Origin of the sequence: Modestobacter sp. VKM Ac-2982, from assembly GCF_026967935.1 — a bacterium.
In the GTDB taxonomy this organism is placed as follows: Bacteria; Actinomycetota; Actinomycetes; order Mycobacteriales; family Geodermatophilaceae; genus Modestobacter.
The window spans coordinates 248770-270428 of record NZ_JAPVBL010000001.1 but is presented as its reverse complement, the minus strand read 5'-3'; the positions used below and the strand labels follow the sequence as shown (position 1 = coordinate 270428).

General features: G+C 75.7%; 20 protein-coding genes and 1 riboswitch. Of the genes, 9 read left to right on the top strand and 11 right to left on the bottom strand.

Features of this window, described 5'->3' with window-relative positions:
- Nucleotides 1–30: 30 nt before the first annotated feature.
- Nucleotides 31–501, bottom strand: a complete 471-nt coding sequence (locus tag O2W20_RS01375; RefSeq protein ID WP_269169960.1) for a MarR family winged helix-turn-helix transcriptional regulator — start codon at nt 499–501, stop codon at nt 31–33.
- A gap of 84 nt (nt 502–585) precedes the next feature.
- Here O2W20_RS01375 and O2W20_RS01370 point away from each other — a divergent pair, with 84 nt between their 5' ends.
- Nucleotides 586–1473 carry an alpha/beta fold hydrolase gene (locus O2W20_RS01370; protein ID WP_269169959.1) on the top strand — a complete coding sequence of 296 codons (888 nt, stop codon included), beginning with the start codon at nt 586–588 and terminating at the stop codon, nt 1471–1473.
- A 46-nt stretch (nt 1474–1519) separates the two neighbouring features.
- On the top strand, nt 1520–4780 hold the full coding sequence (locus O2W20_RS01365) for a DEAD/DEAH box helicase (protein WP_269169958.1): 3261 nt from the start codon (nt 1520–1522) through the stop codon (nt 4778–4780).
- Here O2W20_RS01365 and O2W20_RS01360 read toward each other — a convergent pair.
- The 3 genes from O2W20_RS01360 to O2W20_RS01350 form a co-directional block, all read right to left on the bottom strand.
- The gene (locus O2W20_RS01360; RefSeq protein WP_269169957.1) at nt 4773–5165 is read right to left on the bottom strand and encodes a DUF4190 domain-containing protein; all 393 of its coding nucleotides are present in this window, start codon (nt 5163–5165) and stop codon (nt 4773–4775) included. The two genes, O2W20_RS01365 and O2W20_RS01360, sit on opposite strands and share 8 nt — an antisense overlap.
- Before the next feature lie 142 nt (nt 5166–5307).
- Nucleotides 5308–5718: a VOC family protein gene (locus O2W20_RS01355; protein ID WP_269169956.1), complete on the bottom strand. Its 411-nt coding sequence runs from the start codon at nt 5716–5718 to the stop codon at nt 5308–5310.
- 4 nt (nt 5719–5722) lie between these two features.
- Nucleotides 5723–6568, bottom strand: a complete 846-nt coding sequence (locus tag O2W20_RS01350) for a helix-turn-helix domain-containing protein (RefSeq protein ID WP_269169955.1) — start codon at nt 6566–6568, stop codon at nt 5723–5725.
- Between the two features lie 128 nt (nt 6569–6696).
- Here O2W20_RS01350 and O2W20_RS01345 point away from each other — a divergent pair, with 128 nt between their 5' ends.
- Nucleotides 6697–8493: a SpoIIE family protein phosphatase gene (locus O2W20_RS01345; RefSeq protein ID WP_269169954.1), complete on the top strand. Its 1797-nt coding sequence runs from the start codon at nt 6697–6699 to the stop codon at nt 8491–8493.
- Here O2W20_RS01345 and bluB read toward each other — a convergent pair.
- Nucleotides 8490–10217: a 5,6-dimethylbenzimidazole synthase gene (gene bluB / locus O2W20_RS01340; protein WP_269169953.1), complete on the bottom strand. Its 1728-nt coding sequence runs from the start codon at nt 10215–10217 to the stop codon at nt 8490–8492. The genes O2W20_RS01345 and bluB overlap by 4 nt on opposite strands.
- The gene (locus O2W20_RS01335) at nt 10214–11056 is read right to left on the bottom strand and encodes an alpha/beta fold hydrolase (protein WP_269169952.1); all 843 of its coding nucleotides are present in this window, start codon (nt 11054–11056) and stop codon (nt 10214–10216) included. Before O2W20_RS01335 ends, bluB begins: the two co-directional genes overlap by 4 nt.
- 89 nt (nt 11057–11145) lie before the next feature.
- Here O2W20_RS01335 and O2W20_RS01330 point away from each other — a divergent pair, with 89 nt between their 5' ends.
- Nucleotides 11146–12927 carry a helicase gene (locus tag O2W20_RS01330; RefSeq protein ID WP_269169951.1) on the top strand — a complete coding sequence of 594 codons (1782 nt, stop codon included), beginning with the start codon at nt 11146–11148 and terminating at the stop codon, nt 12925–12927.
- Here O2W20_RS01330 and O2W20_RS01325 read toward each other — a convergent pair.
- A complete protein-coding gene (locus O2W20_RS01325) occupies nt 12924–13370 on the bottom strand; it encodes a GNAT family N-acetyltransferase (RefSeq protein ID WP_269169950.1) in 447 nt (148 codons plus the stop codon). The genes O2W20_RS01330 and O2W20_RS01325 overlap by 4 nt on opposite strands.
- A 20-nt stretch (nt 13371–13390) precedes the next feature.
- Nucleotides 13391–14758, bottom strand: a complete 1368-nt coding sequence (locus O2W20_RS01320; protein WP_269169949.1) for an HNH endonuclease signature motif containing protein — start codon at nt 14756–14758, stop codon at nt 13391–13393.
- Between the two features lie 85 nt (nt 14759–14843).
- A riboswitch (TPP riboswitch) is annotated at nt 14844–14937 on the top strand.
- On the opposite strand from O2W20_RS01320, the gene thiM reads away from it, so the two are divergent.
- The 3 genes from thiM to thiD all read left to right on the top strand — a co-directional run bounded on the left by thiM (nt 14931) and on the right by thiD (nt 17202).
- On the top strand, nt 14931–15725 hold the full coding sequence (gene thiM, locus O2W20_RS01315) for a hydroxyethylthiazole kinase (RefSeq protein ID WP_269169948.1): 795 nt from the start codon (nt 14931–14933) through the stop codon (nt 15723–15725). Its footprint overlaps the riboswitch before it by 7 nt.
- The gene (gene thiE, locus O2W20_RS01310) at nt 15722–16387 is read left to right on the top strand and encodes a thiamine phosphate synthase (RefSeq protein ID WP_269169947.1); all 666 of its coding nucleotides are present in this window, start codon (nt 15722–15724) and stop codon (nt 16385–16387) included. The genes thiM and thiE overlap by 4 nt, the downstream gene beginning before the upstream one ends.
- On the top strand, nt 16384–17202 hold the full coding sequence (gene thiD / locus O2W20_RS01305) for a bifunctional hydroxymethylpyrimidine kinase/phosphomethylpyrimidine kinase (RefSeq protein WP_269169946.1): 819 nt from the start codon (nt 16384–16386) through the stop codon (nt 17200–17202). Before thiE ends, thiD begins: the two co-directional genes overlap by 4 nt.
- 1 nt (nt 17203) lies before the next feature.
- Here thiD and O2W20_RS01300 read toward each other — a convergent pair whose 3' ends face one another.
- The 3 genes from O2W20_RS01300 to O2W20_RS01290 form a co-directional block, all read right to left on the bottom strand.
- Nucleotides 17204–18145 carry a UDP-N-acetylglucosamine-peptide N-acetylglucosaminyltransferase gene (locus O2W20_RS01300; protein ID WP_269169945.1) on the bottom strand — a complete coding sequence of 314 codons (942 nt, stop codon included), beginning with the start codon at nt 18143–18145 and terminating at the stop codon, nt 17204–17206.
- A 61-nt stretch (nt 18146–18206) separates the two neighbouring features.
- On the bottom strand, nt 18207–19541 hold the full coding sequence (locus O2W20_RS01295; protein ID WP_269169944.1) for a DNA polymerase IV: 1335 nt from the start codon (nt 19539–19541) through the stop codon (nt 18207–18209).
- 36 nt (nt 19542–19577) lie between these two features.
- Nucleotides 19578–20483 (bottom strand): hypothetical protein, encoded by a 906-nt coding sequence (locus O2W20_RS01290; RefSeq protein WP_269169943.1) that lies wholly within the window; start codon nt 20481–20483, stop codon nt 19578–19580.
- Nucleotides 20484–20608: 125 nt separating this feature from the next.
- On the opposite strand from O2W20_RS01290, the gene O2W20_RS01285 reads away from it, so the two are divergent.
- Nucleotides 20609–21199, top strand: coding sequence for a class I SAM-dependent methyltransferase (locus O2W20_RS01285; protein WP_269169942.1), 591 nt, complete (start codon nt 20609–20611; stop codon nt 21197–21199).
- Nucleotides 21196–21654 (top strand): cupin domain-containing protein, encoded by a 459-nt coding sequence (locus O2W20_RS01280; protein WP_269169941.1) that lies wholly within the window; start codon nt 21196–21198, stop codon nt 21652–21654. Before O2W20_RS01285 ends, O2W20_RS01280 begins: the two co-directional genes overlap by 4 nt.
- Nucleotides 21655–21659: the final 5 nt, after the last annotated feature.

The window sequence follows — 21659 nt, the reverse complement described above, 5'->3', positions numbered from 1 at the left end:
CCTGTCTGCGCGACCCGGCCGCGCGCACCGTCAGTCGCGGTCGTGCGCGACCCACCCGGGGGCGTCGATCCGGACCGGCGAGTCACCGACGAGAGCCGTCAAGCCGGACTCGATCGCGGCCAGCTCCTGCTCACCGAGCCGCTGCGCCCACCGGGCGCGCAGCTCGTCGAAGACCGCCTCCCCCTGGCGCATCACCTCGAACCCGCGCGGGGTGACCTGGATGCGCTTGCGTCTCGCGTCAGCCGGGTCGGCGTCCCGGGCGACGTACCCGCGCTCGACCAGGACGGCGATGGTCTTCGCCGCAGCCTGCTTGGACACCGAGAGCCGCCGGCCCAGCTCCGAGGCGTTCTCGGCCCCCGACTCGATGGCCCGCATGGCGAAGTCGTGCACCGGCCGGACGTCGGGGTGCCCACGGGCGGCCAGTTCGACGACCACGGCGTCCACGAGGGTGCGATAGCCGCCGAGGAGGAGCAGCGCGAGGTCGGCGCCGGAACGGGACACACCGAGAGGCTAGGGCAGGCATGGACGACGACAACCTAGTTGTCTATAGTTGGACAACCAGGTTGTCTAACCAAGGAGTGTCACGTGCCCGTTCCCGACTCGAGCCCCGCCCTCTCGGGGATCTCCCACCACCGCGCTGCGGTCAACGGCACCGAGCTGCACTACGTGTCCGCCGGCACGACGGGGTCCCCGGTGCTGCTCGTGCACGGCTTCCCGGAGACCTGGTGGACCTTCCACGAGCTGATCCCACTCCTCGCGGCCGAGCACCAGGTCTTCGCGGTCGACCTGCGCGGCTTCGGCGACTCGGGCAACGCCGAGGGCGGCTACGACAGTGCGACGTCGGCCGAGGACCTGCACCAGCTCATCGCCCACCTCGACGTCGGCCCCGTGCACCTCACCGGGCAGGACATCAGCGGGGCCACGGTCTTCCGGCTGGCCGCCACCCACCCACAGGACGTACGCAGCCTGACCGCGATCGAGATGGGCCTGGCCGGCTTCGGGCTGGAGGGGCTCGCTGACGTGACCCACGGTGGTGCCTGGCACATCGGCGTCCTCGCGGCACCGGGGATCCCCGAACTGCTGTTCGCGGGCCGGGAGCGCGAGCTCCTGGGCGACTGGGCCTTTCCCGCGATGACCGCCGTCCCGGGGGCGATCACCGACGCCGACGTCGCGGAGTTCGCCCGCACCTACGCGCGCCCGGACGGCTGGCGCGGGGCCGCGGGCCTCTACCGGTCGATGCTCGCCGAGGGTGCCGAGCTCAGGGCCCTCGCAGCTGACCGGCCCCTGACCGTGCCGGTCCTCGCCGTCGGTGCCGGCGGCGGCCCCTTCACCGCCGCGACCATGCGCCAGGTGACCGCGGACGACGTCGCCTCCGCACAGCTCGACGGAGTCGGCCACCACGCGGCCCTGGAGGCCCCGGAGGCCCTGTCGGCGGCACTCCTGGACTTCCTGGGCCGGGTGGACGCGCGGTGACGTGACGTCGGGGCGTCGCGTCGGTGCCTCGCCGTAACCTGGCCGGGTGTTCGGTGACTGGCGGGAGATGGTCACCGACGCGGCGTTGGCCGACGCCGTCGGCGCCGACGTGCTCGACCGCGCCCGCCGCTACGTCGCCCGCCGCGTCCTCGACGTCCGGCTGGCCGATGACGCACGGCGGCTGACCGGTCTGGTCCAGGGCGGCGCGCCAGAGCCCTACCGGACGACGGTGGTGCGCACCGACGGCGGCCGGGTGGGCTGGGCCGGAGCGTGCACGTGCCCGGTGGGCGACGACTGCAAGCACGCGGTCGCCGTCCTGCTGTCGCTGCGGTCGAGCCTCAAGGCGTCCCCGGTGGCGAGCGGGTGGGAGCAGGAGCTCGAGGAGCTGGTGGCCGCGGCCGCCGACCGGAGGCCACGCACCGCGGTGCCGATCGGGCTGCAGTTCGAGCTGGTCGAGCAGGCCCCCGGGCAGGGGCGCAGCTCGGTCGGCGCACCGGGCACCCGGCAGCGGCTGGTGCGGCTGCGGCCGGTGGTCCCGGGCAAGCGCGGGCAGTGGGTCCGCACCGGGATCTCCTGGCGGCAGCTGCAGTACGACAACAGCCGGGCCGGCTGGGACCCGGCGCACGTGGCCTCCATGCGGGCGCTGCACGCCACGCACCAGGCCGCGCGGAACCAGTTCTACTCGTACGCCCCGGTCGACGTGTACCTGCACGAGTTCGGCCCCGGGCTGTGGCGGCTGCTGGCCGAGGCGGTGGCCGACGGCGTCCCGCTGGTGACCGCCGACCGTTCCCCCCGGCCGGTGGTGCTGGCCGAGGCCGAGGCGGACGTGGCGGTCGACCTGCGCGACAACGGCGACCGCACCGAGCTGTCCGCCGTCCTGCGGGTCGACGGCCGGGCCGTCCCCCCGGCCGCGCTCTCCTTCCTCGGCATGCCCCCGCACGGGGTCACCGTCGACGGTCCGGCCCGGGACGAGGCACCCGAGGGCGCACCGGGCCTGGTGCTCGCCCGGCTCGACTCCCCGGTGCCGCCGGTGCTGGCGGGCCTGGTGGCACGGGGTGGGGTCATCGGCATCCCGGCCGGCGACGTCGACCGGTTCCGCCGCGACTTCTACCCGGGGCTGCGGCAGGCGGTGCCGGTGATCTCCGCCGACGGCTCGGTGGAGATCACCGACGTCCCGCCCCCGAGGCTGGCCGCCGAGGTGCGCTACCCCGGTGACGCGACGGTGACGGTGGCCTGGTCGGTGCGCTACGGCGACCGGTCCTACGCCCCGGGTACCGCGGCCGGTCCGGCCGACGGCCGCGACCTGGCCGCCGAAGAACTGCTGGTCGAGGCGCTGCCGGGCCCCGTGGGTGGGGTCGCCGAGCTGTGGACGCCGGAGCGCCGGCTGGCCGAGCACGTCGAGCTGGCCGGCATGGAGGCGCTGGAGTTCACCACCGAGGTCCTCCCCGCGCTGCGCGCCGACCCCGGCGTCGACCTCACCGTCGTGGGCACCCCGACGTCCTACCGGCAGACCACGTCGGCGCCACAGATCAGCTTCGCCGCGCGGGACAGCCGGGAGTCCGACTGGTTCGACCTCGGGATCACCGTGACGATGGACGGCCAGCACGTGCCCTTCGCGACGCTCTTCTCCGCGCTGGCCGCCGGGCGCACCCGGCTGGCGCTGATCAGCGGCACCTGGTTCTCCCTGCAGCGCCCGGAGTTCGAGCAGTTGCGGCTGCTGATCGAGGAGGCCCGGGAGCTGCGGGACCTGCCCGGGGGCGAGGTGCAGGTCAGCCGCTTCTCCGCCGGGCTCTGGGAGCAGCTGCTGGGGCTCGGGGTGGTCACCGAGCAGAGCGATCGCTGGACCCGTGAGGTGCGGGGGCTGATCGACGCGGAGACCGCGGACCCACCGCCCGTACCGGCCGGCCTGGTCGCGGAGCTGCGGCCCTACCAGCGCGAGGGCTACGGCTGGCTGTCCTTCCTCTGGGACCACCGGCTCGGCGGGGTGCTCGCCGACGACATGGGCCTGGGCAAGACGCTGCAGACCCTGGCGCTGCTGTGCCGGGCGCACGAGGCCGGCGAGCTGGACGCGGCCCCGGTGCTGGTGGTGGCGCCGACCAGCGTGGTCTCCACCTGGACCCGGGAGGCGGCCCGGTTCGCCCCCGGGCTGCGGGTGGTGGCCGTGGACGAGACCGAGCGGAAGGCCGGCACCACGCTGGGCGACCGGGTGGCCGGCGCGCACGTCGTCGTGACCTCGTACGCGCTGTTCCGGATCGACGCCGACTCCTGGACGTCGCTTCCGTGGCGCGGGCTGGTGCTGGACGAGGCCCAGTTCGTGAAGAACCACCAGGCCCGCACCTACCAGTGCGCGCGGATGCTGCCGGCGCCGGTGAAGCTGGCGCTGACCGGGACGCCGCTGGAGAACAGCGTGATGGACATCTGGGCCCTGATGTCCATCGTCGCGCCCGGGCTCTTCCCCGACCCGGAGCGGTTCACCGAGTTCTACCGGATCCCGATCGAGCGGGACGGCGACGCGGAGAAGCTGGCCGTGCTGCGGCGGCGGATCCGCCCGCTGATGCGCCGGCGGACCAAGGAGATGGTGGCCGCCGAGCTGCCGCCCAAGCAGGAGCAGGTGCTCGAGGTCGTGCTGAACCCCCGGCACGAGAAGCTCTACCAGACCCACCTGCAGCGCGAGCGGAGCAAGGTCCTCGGCCTGGTCGAGGACATGTCGAAGAACCGGATGACGATCTTCCGGTCGCTCACCCTGCTGCGTCAGCTCAGCCTGGACCCGGCGCTGATCGACCCGGCGTACGCCGACGTCCGCTCCAGCAAGGCCGACGCGTTCCTGGACCAGCTGCGCGAGGTCGTCGCCGAGGGGCACCGGGTGCTGGTCTTCAGCCAGTTCACCCGGTTCCTCGGCTCGATCCGCGACCGGCTGACCGCCGAGGGCATCGACTGGGTCTACCTGGACGGCCGGACCCGGGACCGGGACGCGCGGATCGAGGAGTTCCGCACCGGCAGCGCCCCGGTGTTCCTGATCAGCCTCAAGGCCGGCGGCTTCGGGCTCACGCTCACCGAGGCCGACTACGTCTTCGTGCTCGACCCCTGGTGGAACCCGGCCAGCGAGGCGCAGGCGGTCGACCGGGCGCACCGGATCGGGCAGGACAAGACGGTGATGGTCTACCGGCTGGTGGCCGTCGGCACGATCGAGGAGAAGGTGATGGAGCTCAAGGCGCGCAAGCAGGCCCTGTTCTCCCGCGTCGTCGGCGACGGCGCGCTCGCCTCAGGGGCGCTCACCGCCGACGACGTCCGCGGCCTGTTCAGCTGAGGCCGGCCGCTGTGCCCAGCACCAGGGGGATGGCGAGGACGCCGATGCCGACCCAGCCGAGGACGATCCCCGCGGTCGCCATGCCGTCACCGCCCTCACCGCGTTCACGGATCTGCTTCTTGGCCACGTAGCCGAAGACCAGGGCCAGGATGCTGCCGATCCAGTACAGCCAGACGATGCCGAGCACCATGGAGGCGATGGCGAGCCCGTTCGTGCGCTGCGGCGGCGGCGGGTAGCCGTAGCCGTACGGGGGCGGACCGTACGGCGCCCCCGGCGGACCGTAGGGCGGACCCGGCGGACCGTAGGGCGGACCCGGCGGAGGACCGTAGGACGGGTTTACGTACCCCTGCGGACCCGGGTGCTGGCTGCCGTCGTGCTGGCTCATCTGCTCGTCCCCTGTGATCGCCGCGTGTGCGGAGCCGCCCCGACGGGCCGGACACCCCGACCCTAGGAGCCGATCGGCGCGGCGGACAGCACCGACCCTCCCGACGGATGAGCCCGGTGCGCGGTCGTGGAGCGAGCGGGGCTCAGCCCCGGCGGGGTTCGCCCCGGTAGGTGCCGACGCTCCACAGGTTGCCCTCCGGATCGCGGACGGCGAACTCGCGCCCGCCGTAGTCGGTGTCCTGCAGTGGCCGGAAGACCTCGGCGCCGGCCGCGACCGCGCGATGGAACAGCACGTCGACGTCGTCGCTGACCAGGTAGCAGCCGGTGCTGCCCGGGGCGACCGTCCAGCCGCCGTCGTCGCGCACCGAACCGAGCATCACCCCGCCGCCGGGCGGCCAGTCCAGCTGGGCGTGCTGCACGACGTCGCCCTCGCCGTACACGGCGGTCTCCTCGAAGCCGAGGGCGTCGACCAGGAAGCGGATGACCGCCCGGGCGTCCCGGGCCCGGAAGGCGGGCCAGACGGTGGGCGGGGGAGCGGTGGTGGTGTCGGTCATGGGCTCAGGGTGTCGACACCGGCGTCCGGCCGTCTTGGACGATTCCGAACTCCGCGGCCAGCCACCGGGTCGGCGGGAGACCGCTGAACGCCCGCCAGTCGCGGGTCAGGTGCGCCTGGTCGGCGTAGCCGGTGGCGACGGCGAGCGCGGCCAGGTCGGGCGGGCCGCCGCCGGCCACCCGGGCGGCCAACGCCCGCCGGGCCCGGTCGAACCGGACGACGCGGGCCGCCTCCTTCGGGGTCAGCCCGGTCTCGGCGCGGAACCGGGTGAGCAGGTGCCGCTCGGACCACCCCACCCGCCCGGCCACGTCGGCGACCCGCAGCCGCCCACCGGAGGCGAGGGTCAGCCGCCAGGCCTGGACGACCTCGGGGGCCGGCGCGCTGTCGGCCTGGAGCCGGCGGAGGAGGACGTGCTCCAGGGCCGCGAACCGGCCCGTCCAGTCCCGCGCGGACCGCACCCGGTCGACCAGCTCGGCACCGTCGGTGCCGAGCACGTCGGCGACCGGGCAGTCGAGGGAGGCCAGCGCGCCCGCCGGCAGGCCGAGCAGTGCCCGCGCACCCAGGGGGCTGAGCGCCAGCTGGACGCCGGCCTGCCACCCGGTCTGGGTGATCAGGGCCGGACGGGTGTGCAGCCCGCCCAGCAGCGCGTCGTAGCGGTCCGGTGCCTGCCGGGGATCGGGGTGCGCCGCGAGCAGCAGCGGCTCGTCCAGGGTGACCACGAAGGTCAGGGACGGGGAGGGCAGCCCGCGGTGCACCCCGGACGCGGACCCGCCGTACCGGTAGCCCACCGCACCGGCCACGAACGGGCGCAACGCCGGGTGCAGGCGGGCGCGCACCCATTCGTCGGACACCGGACCAGGATGGCCGTCCGGCACCGGCCCGTCATCCTCCTCGCGCGCGGGCCCCGGACCGTCATGCGCGTCGTGTTCACTGCTGTTGTGCACCCTCCGATCCCGGCAGCTCCTCCGCGTCCTGCCCGGTGATCGGTCAGGAGATCGTCAACGCCCCCGAACGGGTGGCCGCCGTGCGCGCCACCGACCTGCTCGACGGTGCTGCCGAGGAGTCCTTCGACCGGCTGACCGCCCTCGCCCGGCGGCTGACCGGGGCGCCGCTGGCCCTCCTCACCGTCGTCGACGACGAGCGCGCCTACTGGCTGAGCCACCAGGGCATGGCCCCGGACAGCCCGGGCCAGACCACCGTCGAGGAGTCCTTCTGCCAGCACGTGCTGGACGGGAGCCCGATGGTGCTGGTCGACGTGAGCGCCGACCAGCGGACCCGGGACATCTCGTCGATCGGTGGCGTGGGCGTCCGCGCCTGGGCCGGCTTCCCGGTGTACACCCCGGACGGGCAGGTGCTGGGCAGCTTCTGCGTGGTGGACACCGACGTCCACGAGTGGACGGCGGACGACGTCGAGCTGCTGGAGGACCTCGCGGCCATCGCCTCCCGCGAGGTCGCGCTGCGGGTGTCCACCGCCCAGGCCGAGCTGGCCCGCGCGGAGGCCCGGGCCGAGGCCGACCGCGCCGCCCTGCTGTCGCGCATCGGTGACCTGCTCACCTCCGGTCTGGAGCCGGGGGGCGTCTGGCAGGCGATCGCCCGGCTGGCCGTCCCGGCACTGGGCGACTTCGCCTACGTCTGCACCGTGGAGCGCGACGGCAGCCTCGCCCCGGTCGCCGTCCGCCACTCCGACCCCGAGCAGCTCGCCGTCCTGGAGGAGTGGGTCCACGGTGCCGGACGGCGGGTCGGGGAGGCCTCGGGCCCCGGCCGCGTGGCCGCGACCGGCCGGGTCGAGCTGATCGACGTGCCCTCCGGCGCGCCGCTCACCCCCGCCCAGCAGGACGCCGCTGCCCGACTGGGGGTGCGCAGCGCCCTCGTCGCGCCCCTGACCAGCCGGGGTGCGGTGATCGCGGTGCTGCTGGTCGCCCGGACCGGTGCAGCGGTGCCCTACACCGCGGTCGAGCAGGAACTGGTCACCGCGATGGCCGACCGCGCCGCGCTGGTGGTGGAGAACGCCCTCGCCTACGCGTGGCAGCGGTCGGTGTCGGAGACCATGCAGCGCGCGCTGCTGCCACCGGTGCTGCCCCAGCCCGACCACCTGCAGCTGGCTGCCCGCTACCAGCCGGCCGGGGACGCCCAGTTGGTCGGCGGCGACTGGTACGACGCCTACCTGGACGCCCGTGGCGCCACCAGCCTGATCATCGGCGACGTCGCCGGCCACGACATCGAGGCGGCGGCCACGATGGGCCAGCTGCGCACGATGCTGCGGATGGCCGGCCACGACGGCACCACGGCCTCCGGCGCCGTGCTGACCGCCGTGGACGCCGCCTGCGACACCCTCGGGCACGACGTGTTCGCCACCGTCCTGGTCGCCCAGATCCAGCCCGACCCGGGCGCCGACCGGGCCGTCCGCTGGTCCTCGGCGGGGCACCCCCCGCCGCTGCTGCTGCACGCCGACGGCCGGGTCGAGGTCCTCACCGACCCGGTCGGGCTGCCGCTGGGCGTGCTGCCCGACCGGTCCCGCCCCGAGCACCGCTGCGCGCTGCCGGCGGGCTCCACCCTGCTGCTCTACACCGACGGGCTCATCGAGAACGGCGCCGGCCCGGCCGGTGCCCGGGACCTCGACCAGGGTCTCGGGCGCCTGGTCGAGGTGGTCTCGGCCGCCGCCGGCCTGGGGCTGGACGCGCTGTGCGACCGCGTGGTCCAGACGCTGCTGCCCGCCGCCGGTGCCGACGACGACGTCGCCCTCATCGCCATCCGGGTGGACGCCGCACCGCGCTAGGAGTCGACCCGGGCGGTCTCCCGGCGCAGCCGCAGCCCCTGCAGCAGCAGCCCGGCGGCGAGCACCGCGCCCACCCCCTCGCCGGCGCGCAGCCGCAGGTCCAGGAGCGGCTCACAGCCGAGGGCCTGCAGGACGGCGTCGCAGCCGCGTTCCCGGCTGCGCTGGCCGGCCACCAGCGCCGACTGCGCCGCCGGCTCCAGCAGGACGGCGACCAGCGCGGCGACCGCGGTGGCGAAGCCGTCCAGGACGACGACCGCCCCGGCCTCCGCCGCCCCCAGCACCACCCCGGCGAGCACGGCCAGCTCCGGGCCGCCCAGCTCGGCCAGCGCGGTCTGCGGGTCCAGGTCGGTGCCCGCCCGGGCCAGCGCCGCCGCGACGACGTCCCGCTTGCGCTCCACCATGACCGCGTCCGCCCCGGACCCGAGCCCGGCGACCTCGGCTGGTTCCACGTGCAACAGTGCGGCGGCCAGCGCGGCGGCGACCGTGGTGTTGCCGACGCCGACCTCCCCGAGGGCGACCAGCCCGGCCCGGCCGTGCTCGGCGCCCAGCGCCCGACCGGCCGCGAGCAGCGCCGCGGTGTCCGCCGCCGTCATCGCCGGCCCGCTCACCAGGTCCCCGCGGGCCCCGGCCGGCCGGGCAGCGACCGCCCCGGGCACCGCAGGGCCGGTGACGCCGGCGTCCACCACGACGAGGCCGAGCCCCGCCGACCGGGCGGCGGTGGCGCCCAGGGCGACCCCGGCGACCGCGGCGGTGGTGACGTCCCGGGTCGTCGAGCCCGGATAGGCCGAGACGTGGTGCGCGGTGACCGGGTGGTCGGCTGCGGCGAGCAGCAGCACGCCCCCGGTCAGGTCGCCCCGGCCCAGCGCCACCGCCCGGGCGACCGCGCCGTCGAGCACGCCGAGCGACCCCGGTGGGGTGAGCAGCCGGTCAGCGTCGTCCCGGGCGCCGACGACCTGCTCGGGCGCCGGGCTGCGCAACCGGGACGGCGGCGGCGCGGGCGCGGCCTCCTCCGTCGGCCACCGGTCGGCCAGGACGACGTCGGACAGCGGCTGCCGGCGCGACCAGGCGGCGCGCTCCAGGCCAGGGGCCGGCGGGCGCTCGTCGGGCCAGCCCAGGCACAGCCAGCCGAGGGTGACCACCCCGTCGGGCAGCCCGAGCAGGTCGGCGAGCTCCTCGGGCCGGAACAGCGTCACCCAGCCGACGCCCAGTCCCTCGGCTCGGGCGGCCAGCCACAGGTTCTGGATCGCCGTGGCGCAGCTCCACAGGTCGGCGTCGGGGAAGGTCGCCCGGCCCAGCACCCCGGCCGCCGGCGTCCGCCGGTCGCAGCAGACGACGACGCCAAGTGGTGCCTCCCGGACGCCGGCCAGCTGCAGGTCCAGCAGCCGGGCGGCAGCGTCGGGGTCGAGCTGGGCGGCCTGTCGCAGTCGCTCCCGGTCGGTGAGGACGGCGGCGGTGTCCCGGATGCCGGTGTCCCGGACGACGACGAACCGCCACGGCTGGCTGTGCCCGACCGACGGCGCCTGGTGCGCGGCGGTGAGCACCCGGGTGAGCACTTCGTCGGGCACCGGGTCCGGCCGGTACCGCCGGACGTCGCGGCGGGCCTCGACCGTCCGGTACAGCCCGGCCCGGTCGGCGGCCGGCAACGCCCAGCCGGCGGGGTCGGCCGCGCGCTCGGACGCCGCGGTGCCGTCGCCGATCAGCGGTACCGGCCGGGGCCAGGTCACCCCTCGACCTGCGCGAGGAACCGGCGCACGGTCTCCAGGAACACCTCGGGCTGCTCGGAGTGCACCCAGTGCCCGGCGTTCTTCACCCGGACCAGCCGGGTCGTCGGGAACAGCTCGTCCATCCGCGGCCGGTCCTCCTCCAGCACGTAGGTGGAGTTCGCGCCGGCGATCCAGAGCACCGGGCCCTCGTAGCTGGCCCCCGGCGGCGGGTCGGGGAACCGGCGCAGCTCGCCCAGGTCGCGGGCCAGGGTCTCCAGGTTCAGCCGCCAGCGCCAGCCGTCGCCCTCCCCGACGCCGTCCCGAACCAGGCTCTGCAGCAGGAAGGACCGGACCATCGTGCTGGGGACGGCGGCGCGCAGCGCCTGGTCGGCGTCCTCCCGGGTCTCCAGCCGGTCGAGGTCCATGCCCTGCATGGCGGTGATGAAGGCGGCGAACGGGGAGGCCTCCTCGTCCGGGTCCTCGGTGCGGCCGCCGGACTCGGGGTAGTCGGTCGGGGCGATGTCGACGACGACGAGGGCGCGCAGCAGCTCGGGCCGGCGCAGCGCCAGCTGCATCGCCACCTTGCCGCCCATCGAGTGGCCGACCAGCGTCACCGGCTCGCCCAGCTGGGCCAGCTCGGCGGCGACGAACTCGGCCATGTCGCCGTAGTCGACCCGGTCGGTCCACGGCGAGTGCCCGTGGTTGGGCAGGTCGAGCAGGGTGACCCGGTGCCCATCGGCGGCCAGCGCCTTGGCGATCGTCGTCCAGTTGCGACCCTGGCCGAACAGGCCGTGCACGAAGACCACGCGGGGCCCGGAGTCGCCGAGCGTGCGGGCCGACAGGCGGATGTCCTCGGTCATGCGCTGATCGCAGCACATGTCGCTGCGCCTGGCTGTCGGTGGGCGCCCGTAGCGTCGAGGAACCGGTCGTCGACTCCCAGGAGAACCCCGTGCCCGGACGCCGACGGCGCCCCACCAGCTCGACCCGCAGCACCACGACGACCACCCGGACGGCGGCGCCGCGGAAGGCAGCCGCGAAGAAGGCTGCCCCCCGGAAGGCCGCCCCGAAGGCCGCACCGAAGGCCGGGGCCGAGCTGCCGGTCGCCGGGCCGGGGGAGCGGGTCTGGGTGCTCGCCGTGCCGTTCCGCGCCCCGGCGCCGGGGGCGAGCTGGCACGCCGGCCTGTCCGCGCACGTGTACGTGGGCGCCACGCTGCCCGCGGCGCTGGCGCCCTACGACCCGCCGCCGTACAGCCTGGAGCGGTTCCTGGAGGACGAGCTGAACGCCGAGCCCCGCCCGGTGCCGGCGGGCCGGCCGATGTCGCCGCGGCCGGAGCAGGTCAGCGGGGCAGCGGTCATCGCCGCGCACGAGGCGGCCGGCGGGCGGATGTTCCTGCTCGGCGATGACCCGGGCGTGGGCAAGACCGGCACCGCCGTCCTCGCGGTGGGGCAGATCGCCACCCGACGGCCGGTGCGCACCGTGCTCGTGGTCGCCGACCGGCCGGCGGCGATCACGGTGCCGCACTGGGCCCGCTCCATCGCGGCCTTCGGCGACAGCGACCTGCGCTGGTGCGTGACCACCTGGGACCGGCTGGGCAAGGTGGCCGGGCTGACCAAGGCGACCGGCACGCGGTTCGACGTGGTGATCGCCGACGAGGCCCACATGGTGCGGCACACCACGACCCAGCGCTGGAAGCACTGGAAGTCGGTCTCCGGCGCCGGCCGGGTCAAGGACGCGCCCTACGTGCTGCTGGCCACCGCGACCCCGGCACACACCCCGCTGGAGCTGCCCTACCTGGCGCCGCACTTCGCCGCCGTCCACGGGGAACCGCTGAAGGAGTGGGCCGACCTGCCCAGCCGGCTCGCGGCGCACGGGTTCCACGTGGAACGTGCCCGCTACGGCTGGAGCTGGACCGAGGACGCCGAGGAGCGGCGGGCCGACCTGACCCGGCTGCGCAGCTGGCTGGCCGACACCGACCCGCCCGCCACGCTGCACCGCCCCGCCCCGTGGGGACCGGTGTCGGTCACCGGCACCCCGGTCGAGCTGACCCCGGCCGAGCGCGCGCAGTACGAGGCCGAGTGGTCGGAGTTCCGGGCGGAGATGCAGCTGGCCCGCCGGAAGCGGGAGACCGCGCGCGGCCGGGCGGCGCTGCTGCGGTTCCGGCAGAAGGCCGGGCTGATCCGGGCGGCGGCGACGGTCGACTGGGTGAAGGCCCAGGTGGAGGCCGACCGGCAGGTCGCGGTGTCGGTGGAGTTCGTCGAGACCGCAGCCGACCCGATCCGGGAGGCCCTGCTGGACGGCGGCGTCGCCGTCGCCTCGATCTACGGGCGGGACCGCTTCGACGTGGAGGCCGAGCGGCTGCGCTTCCAGGCCGGGGAGGCGCCGGTGTGCGTGTTCACCGTCACCGCCTCGATCAGCCTGCACGCCGGTGAGGTGCTGCCCGGGGGCCGCGCTGCGTCGACCACGCCGCGGGTCGGGCTGTTCCACCAGCCACGGTTCTCCGGGATCGCGGCCCGGCAGGTGACCGGCCGCACGCACCGCGACCACCAGGTCTCACCGTGGCGGGTCGCGTTCGCCCAGGACACCGTGGAGGAGGACGTGGCCCGGGTGATGGTCGAGCGGCTGGCGGTCACCGGCTCGACCGCCGGCGGCGACACCGCCGGGCTGCAGCAGATCGCCGAGCTCCTCGACGCGGACTGGCTGCCCGCCACCTCGCTGACCGGCGCCGACTAACGCTGACCGAGCCGCATCGGCAGGTGGGGGATGCCGTCCTCGACGTAGTCCGGCCCGGAGCGACGGAACCCGAACCGCTCGTACCAGGACTCCAGGTACGCCTGCGCGCCGATGTCGATGCGCCGGCCCTCACACAGCTCGATGCCCCGGGCGACGAGCTGGGCCGACAGTCCTCGACCCCGGGCACCCTCCGCCGTGGCGACCCGGCCGATCGCCCGGTCCTCGCCGTTGGTCAGCACCCGGATGGTGGACAGCACGGTGCCGTCATCGGCCTCGTGCCAGAGGTGCACGGTGGTCGGCTCGGCGTCCCGGCCGTCCAGCTCGGGGTACGGGCAGGCCTGCTCCACGACGAAGACGTCGACCCGGAGCCGCAGGATCCCGTAGAGCTCGGCGGGGGTCAGCTCGGCGAAGGCGGCCTCGCGCAGGGCGGGTGCATCGGTCACCGGTGCATCGTCGCAAGCCGTCAGGACGCCGCCCGCCGCAGGTGCTCGCGGTGGGCCAGCAGCGCCCAGACGACGTGCCCCAGGTCCATCCGTTCACCGCCGGCCGGCCAGGCGTCCGGGAGTGCGGCGTCCGGCACGAGGGTCAGCAGCGGTCGTGGCGACGTGGCCTCCCTCGCGGGCAGACCGACGGCGAAGGTGGGGTCGGCCGGGCCCCAGACCCGTTGCCCGGCTCCGTCGTGGACCACCAGCTCACGACCCCGTCGGGTGAGCTCGAGCCCCTCGTCGTGCACCAGTCCGTGGTCGACGTCGCAGAGCAGCACCATCGCCGAGACGTCGGTGCGGCCGCCCAGCCGCCACGGGGCGAGGTGGTGGGCGTGCAGCCGTTCGATCCGGGTCTCGGTGCAGCCCGGCCGGGCACAACCGCCATCCCGGGCCAGCAGCGCCCGCCGCTGCACGCGGGTGGCCAGTCGCCGACGCCGTCCGAGCGCCAGCGGCTGGCCGTGCCGCTCGACGATCACCGTCAGCGCGGCCTCGCACGCCATCCGCCGGACCTGCGCCGGCGAGAGCGCCGGGCCGCCCTCCAGGTGCGCCCGTCCAGCGGCGGCGTCGTCGGCCAGGACGTCGGCGTCCACGTGCACCACCACCTCCCGGCGTGGCGGGTCGCCCGCCCGCCGGCCGGTGTCGGCGGCGACCTCGGCCAGCTGGGCCAGCGCCCGGCAGCGCCGGGCGCTCATCCGTTCCCGCGGGAACGTCTCCGGGTCCGCCGGGCAGTCGGCGGCCGCCGCGGCCGCCCGGGTCGCGGCGGCGCGTTCCCGGCGGGCGTCGCGTTCGGCCAGCGACTCGACCGCGGCCAGCAGCGCCACACCGGCCTCACCGTCCATCCGGACCTGGAGCACGAGCATCCCGTCGGCGTCCCAGTGCCACTGGAAGGACCGCTTCTCCGCGACCAGCTCCTCGTCGACGGCGTCCGACCGGCGCCAGGCCCGCACCACCCGCTCGACCTGGGACGCCGTGGCGTGCCGTGCCAGCTCGACCAGCTCCACTTCGGTGCCCGCGTCAGCGACCCGGGTGATCGCCCGGACCTTCGAGTAGGACAACCGGCCCGTGGCGAACGCCTCTGCCGTCACCGGCAGCGAGCCCAGCGCCCGGGCGACCCGCACGTGCTCCCGCGCGGCACCGGGGCCCATCCCGCACTGCCAGGCCAGCCAGTGCGCGCAGCTCTTGACGCCGACCTCGCCCCAGCCCTCCCGGGCGTCGAACTCCGCGACCAGTCGCAGCCAGGCGGCGGTCGCCGCCGCCAGCCGCACCGCCCCCGACCGGATCTCCCGGGCCAGCTCCTCGACCGACCGCTGCCCGGACACCTCACGCACCGCCACCACTGCGCCCATGACGCGACGCTAGGACCGGGGTACGACAGAACCCGCAGGTCAGCGACCCGGCGACGTTCCCGCGGGAACGTCGGTGTTAGCGTCGAAGGCTGACACGGGGTGTCCCACCGGGGACTGAGAGCACACCCGTCGAACCTGCTCCAGTTGGTACTGGCGAAGGGATGTCACTGCGATGGACCTCATCGACCTGCGCACCGCCCGGACGGCGCTGCGCGACTCCGCACCCCTGGTGCACTGCCTGACCAACACGGTCGTGCAGACGATCACCGCCAACGCGCTGCTGGCGATCGGTGCGGCCCCGGCGATGGTCGACGACCCGGCCGAGGCCGGCGAGTTCGCCGCCGTCGCCTCCGCGGTGCTGGTCAACGTGGGCACGGTGCAGCAGCGCACCGCCGAGGCGATGCGGCTCGCCGCCCGCACCGCAGCCGACGTAGGCACCCCGTGGGTGCTGGACCCGGTGGCCGTCGGCGGGCTCACCTTCCGCACCGAGCTCGCCGCCGACCTGGTCGGCCTGCGCCCCACCGTCGTCCGCGGGAACGCCTCGGAGGTGCTCGCCCTGGCCGGCGCCGGCAAGGGCGGCCGCGGCGTGGAGAGCACCGACTCCCCGGAGGCCGCGCTCCAGACGGCGCAGGAGCTGGCCCGCCGGACCGGCGGCATCGTCGCCGTCAGCGGCCCGGTCGACGTCGTCACCGACGGGGACCGGGTCGTCCGGGTGGGGGGCGGGTCCCCGCTGCTCACCCGCACCACCGGCGCCGGCTGTGCGCTGGGCGGCATCGTCGCCGCCTACGTCGCGACCACCGATGACCCGCTCACCGCCGTCGTGGCCGGCCACGCGCACGTCGCGCTGGCCGCCGAGGCCGCCGCCGGGCTCGCCGCCGGCCCGGGCACGTTCGCCGCGCTGTGGCTGGACGCGCTCGACGCGGTCGACGGCGACGCGCTCGCCCGCGCCGACGTCCGCACCTCATGAGGGCCGGCTTCGACCCGCGGCTCTACCTGGTCACCGACACGCTGCTCTGTGCGCCCCGGTCGGTGCCCGAGGTGGTCGCTGCGGCCGTCTCCGGTGGCGTGACCGCCGTCCAGGTGCGGGACAAGACCGCCGGCCGCCGCGACCTGCTCGCCCTCACCCGCGCGGTGCAGGACGCGCTCCGGCCGACCCCGGACGTGCGGCTGATCGTGAACGACGCCGTCGACGTCGCCCTGCTCACCAGGGCCGACGGCGTGCACGTGGGTCAGGACGACCTGCCACCCGCCGACGTCCGCGGGCTCCTGGGCCCGGACGCCCTGATCGGCGTCTCCGTCGGCAGCGCCGCCGAGCTGGACGCCGTCCTGGCCCTCCCCGCCGGCACCGCGGACCTGGTCGGCTTGAGCCCGGTCTGGTCGACCCCGACCAAGCCGGACGCGGGCGCCGCCCTGGAGCTCGACGGCACCCGGGCGCTGGCCGCCCGCGCCCGCGCCGGCGGGCTGCTGTCGGTGGCCATCGGTGGGATCTCCGCCGCCACGGCGGCCGCCGTGGCCGGCACCGGGGTCGACGGCATCTGCGTGGTCTCCGACATCTGCGCCGCCGCCGACCCGGCGGCCGCCGCCCGGACCCTGCGCTCCGCGATGGCCGGGGAGCTGGTGGCCCGATGACCGCCGCCGTGGCCCTCACCGTGGCCGGCAGCGACCCCAGCGGCGGCGCCGGCATCCAGGCCGACCTCAAGACCTTCAGCGCCCTGGGCGTCTACGGCACCGCGGTGCTCACCGCGCTGACCGCGCAGAACACCCGCGGCGTCACCGGGGTGCACCCGGTGCCGGCCGGCTTCGTCGGCGAGCAGCTGGCCACGTTGCTCGACGACGTCACCGTGCACGCCACCAAGCTCGGCATGCTGGGCACCGCCGACGTCGTGCGGACGGTCGCCGCGGCGCTGGCCGGCCGCCCGGGCGGGCCGGTGGTCTGCGACCCGGTGATGGTGGCGACCAGCGGCGACCGGCTGATCTCAGCGGAGGCGGTCGACGCCGTCCGCACCGACCTGCTGCCGGTGACCGACCTGCTCACCCCGAACGTGCCCGAGGCCGCGGCCCTGCTGGACGTGGCGCCGGCGACGACGGTCGAGGAGCTGGTCCCGCAGGCCCGCGCGCTGCTGGCGCTGGGGCCAGCGGCGGTGCTGCTCAAGGGCGGACACCTGGGCGGCGAGGAGAGCGTCGACGTCCTCGCGACCGCCGGCGGGGTGCTGGAGACCCGGCGGCCCCGGGTTCGGACGTCGTCCACCCACGGCACCGGGTGCACGCTGTCCTCGGCGCTCGCCGCGCTGGCCGCCCGCGAACGGCACGCCGGCAACGAGCTGGACTGGGCTCCGCTGGTCGACGAGGCCCGCGACTACCTGCAGGCCGCGCTCCAGGCCGGGGAGTCGCTCGGGGTCGGCTCGGGGCACGGGCCGGTGCACCACTTCGCGGGGCGCTGGTAGGTCAGCCCTCCTCGGCGAGGACCTCGCGCAGCAACCGGGCCGCCAGCTCGTCCCCGCCGGCGGCGGCGATGGAGAAGTGCTCGACGGCGGTGTCGACGTCACCGGTCTCCAGCAGCAGCACCCCCAGGTCGTGGTGCGCGTGCAGGTCACCGCCCTCGACACCGGCCCGGTAGGCGGCCTCGGCGGCGACGGCGTCGTCGAGCTCATCCCGGTAGAGGTTGCCCAGCGGGAGCCAGCTCGCGAGCTCGCCGCGGGCCGCGCCCCGCTCCAGCACCACCCGGGCCTCCTCGACCCGGCCGGTGCTGCGCAGCAGGTCGGCCAGGGCGGTCCGGGTGTGCGGGTGGTGGTCGGCGCCGGCCCGCAGCTCGGGCTCCAGCGCGAGGTCGCGGCTCTCCTGCCAGCGCCAGCAGGCCAGGGTGGCGCGGGCCACCGGGTTGCCGGCGTCCGCGGCGGCCTGTGCCCAGTGCCAGGCCGCCAGCTGCCGTCCGGAGGACCGCAGCAGGTACGCCAGCTCCAACGCCGCGGCGTCCGCACCGCGCTCGGCGGCCACCCGGAACGCCCGCTCGGCCTCCGGGGCCCGGTCCTGGCCCTGCAACGCCTCGCTCAGCGCGGCCCAGCCACCGGCGTCCCCGCGGTTCACGGCGGTCCGGGCGGCAGCCTCCGCCTCCGACCAGCAGCCCAGTCGCAGCAGTGCCCGCGCCAGGTCGAGCCAGGCGGCGTCCTGCCCGGCGTCGGCCGCGCGGCGGTGCACCACAGCGGCTTCCGCCCAGCGCCCGAGGACGCCCAGGCAGGCGCCCAGGTGGCGCAGCGCCGCCGGGTCGCCGTGCGCCGCCGCCGCCCCGAGGAGCTCGACCGCCCGCTCGTGGTCGCCCATGTCGGCGAGCGCGCACCCCCGGTCGACGAGGACGTCGACGTCGGGGGTGTTCTCCGGGTCCAGGGGCACGTCGGCAGTCTGTCGTGATCATGGGCTCGGGCGCATGCCCCGAAGGGGCGGGGCCACCCGTTCAGGGGGTCCAGTCCGGCGGATCGGCCGGTTGCAGGTCCGGGTCGTCGGCGGCCAGCGTGCGCACCGGACCGGGCGTCGTGCGCGGGCCCTCGAACCGGACGGTCACCCGGTTGAGCCCGCTGCCCCACACCCAGCCCGAACCGAGCTCCGGGTGGACGACGTCCTGCCCCGGGTACCAGAGGACGACGGCGGGCCCCGGTGCTGGGTCGGCCGGCGGCTCGGCGGCCTCCACCACCTCGACGGGCTGGACCACCTCCGACGGCTCGGCGAACAGGTCGCCCTGGGCATAGGGCGACAGCCCCGAGACGCCGACACCGAGCAGCCGCAGGCCGCCGCTGCGGTCGACGGCGCCGAGCAGCCGGTGGGCGATCTCGGCGATCTGTCGCGGGTCGTCGACGGCGTGGGCCAGGGTCTGGGAGCGGGTGAGGGTGCTGAAGTCGTAGCGGCGGACCTTCAGCGTCACGGTGCGCCCCGAGGTGCCCGAACGCTGCAGCCGGCTGCCCACCCGGGTCGCCAGCGCCTCGATCTCGGCGGCGAGGCGGGCCGGGTCGGTCAGGTCGCGGGCGAAGGTCTCCTCGGCGCTGACCGACTTGGCCTCCCGGTCGGTGACCACGGGCCGGTCGTCGTCGGCCCGGGCCAGCCGGTACAGCCCGGCGCCGTGCGCCTGGCCGACCAGGCTGGTCAGGTCGACCAGGGACAGCCGGTGCAGGTCACCGATCGTCTTCACCCCGATCTGGGCCAGCCGCTCGGCGGTCGCCGGCCCGACGCCACCCAGCGCGCGCACCGGGAGCGGGTGCAGGACGGCGAGCTCCTGCCCGGGCGGGACGACGGTCAGCCCGTCCGGCTTGTCCAGCTCGGAGCCGATCTTCGCCACCGCCTTGGAGGTGCCGATCCCGACCGACCCGGTGACCCCGCCGGTGGCGACCGCGATCCGGGCCTTGAGGTCGGCCGCCAGCGCGGTCACCCCGGGGACCGACAGGTCGTGTTCGCCGGCGGCCAGGTCGACGTAGGCCTCGTCGATGGAGACCGGCTCGACCAGCGGGGACAGCTCGCGCAGGAGCGCCATCACCACCTCGGACGTCCGCTTGTAGGCGGCGAAGCGGGTGCCCAGGAACGCCGTGCCCGCCGGGCAGAGGCGCCGGGCCTCGATGGTGGACATGGCGCTGCGCGCGCCGAACGCCCGGGCCTCGTAGGAGGCGGTGGAGACGACGCCACGGCCGCCGGTGCCACCGACGACGACCGGCCGGCCGCGCAGGGAGGGCTTGTCCCGCTGCTCGACGGCGGCGAAGAAGGCGTCGAGGTCCAGGTGCAGGACGCTGGGCTCCCGACGCACGCCCTCCATGATGCCGCGCGGTGCGGCGGGCCCGGCTCAGCCGCGCGTGACCACCCCGCTCACGCACTGCCCCTGGTTGCGGAACGAGGGGTTGTTGAAGGACGCCCAGCCGCCCTCCTTGCACTCGTCCTTGCTGGCCGGGGGCGCGGTGTCGGCGATCCCGTCGCAGTCCCCGTCGAGGAACGTCTCACCCGTCGCCTGGTCCCAGACGGTGAGGCAGTCGTTGGCCGCGCCGAGCGCCTGGACGTCGTAGGGCGTCTCGTTGACGGCGAAGATGACGATGCCCCACTCGCTGGGCAGGCTCGGGTCGCCCGCGCTGTTGCCGGTGATCTGGAAGTCGGCCTGCTCGCCGAGCAGGTAGTCGCCCTTGGTGTTCCAGGTGACGTTGCCGGTGATGACCCCGGAGCCGCCGTCGACGTACCCGCCGGTGCGCAGCGTGTGCAGGGTGTTGCCGGTGACGGTGAGACCGTCGACGTCGTTGTTGGTCCAGGCCCGGTTGGTGACCCAGCCGCTCATCGGACCCTGCTGGGCCGGTCCGTACACCGTGTTGCCGGAGATGGTGACGTCGTCGGCGCCGTTGACGCCGATGAACTCCCCGCGGACCAGGTCGTCGCTGGTCAGCTCGAGCCCGGAGATGGTCGCCCCGCTGCCGGCCGGGGTGATGGTGAAGGTGCGGGCGTTGGCACCGGTCTGGGTGATCACGACCCCGGGGTCGGCGGTGATCGTGACCGCCTTGCCGACCGTCGTCGCACCGGTGACCGACAGGTCCTCGGTCACCCGGACGGTGACACCGGCGGACGCCGCCGACACGGCGGCGGCGATGGTCGGGTGGTCGCACCCGGTGGCGCAGACGGTGAGCTGCTCGGCCGCGGAGGCCACCGAGGGCATCCCGAGGACGACGGCGGCGGTGACGACCGCCCCGGCGAGGACACGCTTGGGCACGGGGGACTCCAGTCGCCGGGGGACCTGGTCCGCCGTTTCCTGGCAGCCGGGGTGGGAGGAAGCTACGGGTGGCCGATGACGCCGTCAACGACCGGCCGCACCGCGAGCAGAGGAGTCCGGACCGCATGGTCGAGCAGAGCAGCTGGAGCCGGATGTCCCAGGAGGACCCGGCGCACTCCACCGCCTACGTCGAGCGGTTCCGCCGGCTGGCCGCCGAGGGCATGGACCTGGCCGGGGAGGCGCGGCTGGTCGACGCACTGCTGCCCCGGGGCGCCCGGGTGCTGGACGCCGGCTGCGGTCCCGGCCGGGTCGGCGCCGTCCTGTTCGACGCCGGGCACGAGGTGGTCGGGGTGGACGCCGACCCGGTGCTGATCGCCGCCGCCGAGGCCGACCACCCCGGGCCCCGCTGGATCGTCGGCGACCTGGCCGAGCTCGACCTGCCGGACCCGTTCGACGCGATCGTCTGCGCCGGGAACGTGATGGCCTTCCTGGCACCGAGCACGCGCGGCGAGGTGCTCCGCCGGTTCCGCACCCACCTGCGCGCGGAGGGCCGGGCGGCGATCGGCTTCGGGGCAGGGCGCGGGTACCCCTTCGAGGAGTTCCTGGCCGACGCCGAGGGCGCCGGGCTCACCCCGGACGTGCTGCTGTCCACCTGGGACCTGCGGCCCTGGTCCCCGGACGCCGACTTCCTGGTCGCCGTCCTGCGCCCGGCATGACGCTGCTGCCGGACCCGGCGACCTTCTCCCGGCGCGACGACCAGCGCGCGGCGGGCCGGACCCGGTTCGTCGCCACCGGCGCGCAGACCCGCGGCGACTTCGGGCTGTTCGAGGTGACCATGGCACCCGGCGGCAGCGGCCCCGGGCCGCACCTGCACCGCACGTTCAGCGAGTCGTTCCACGTGCTCGAGGGGTCGCTGGCGGTGCTGGCGAACGGCGAGTGGACGACGGCGCACGCCGGTGACCTGGTCTACGTGCCGCGCTCCGGGGTGCACGGGTTCCGGTCCGTGGGCCCGGACGTCGGAGCCCGCTTCCTCATCCTCTTCACCCCGGGCATCCCGCGGGAGGAGTACTTCACCGGGCTGCTGGAGCTGCACGCGGACGGGCGAACCCCGTCGACCGAGGAGATCGACGCGTTCGCGCTCCGGCACGACCAGCTCAACCTGCGCGACTGAGGCGT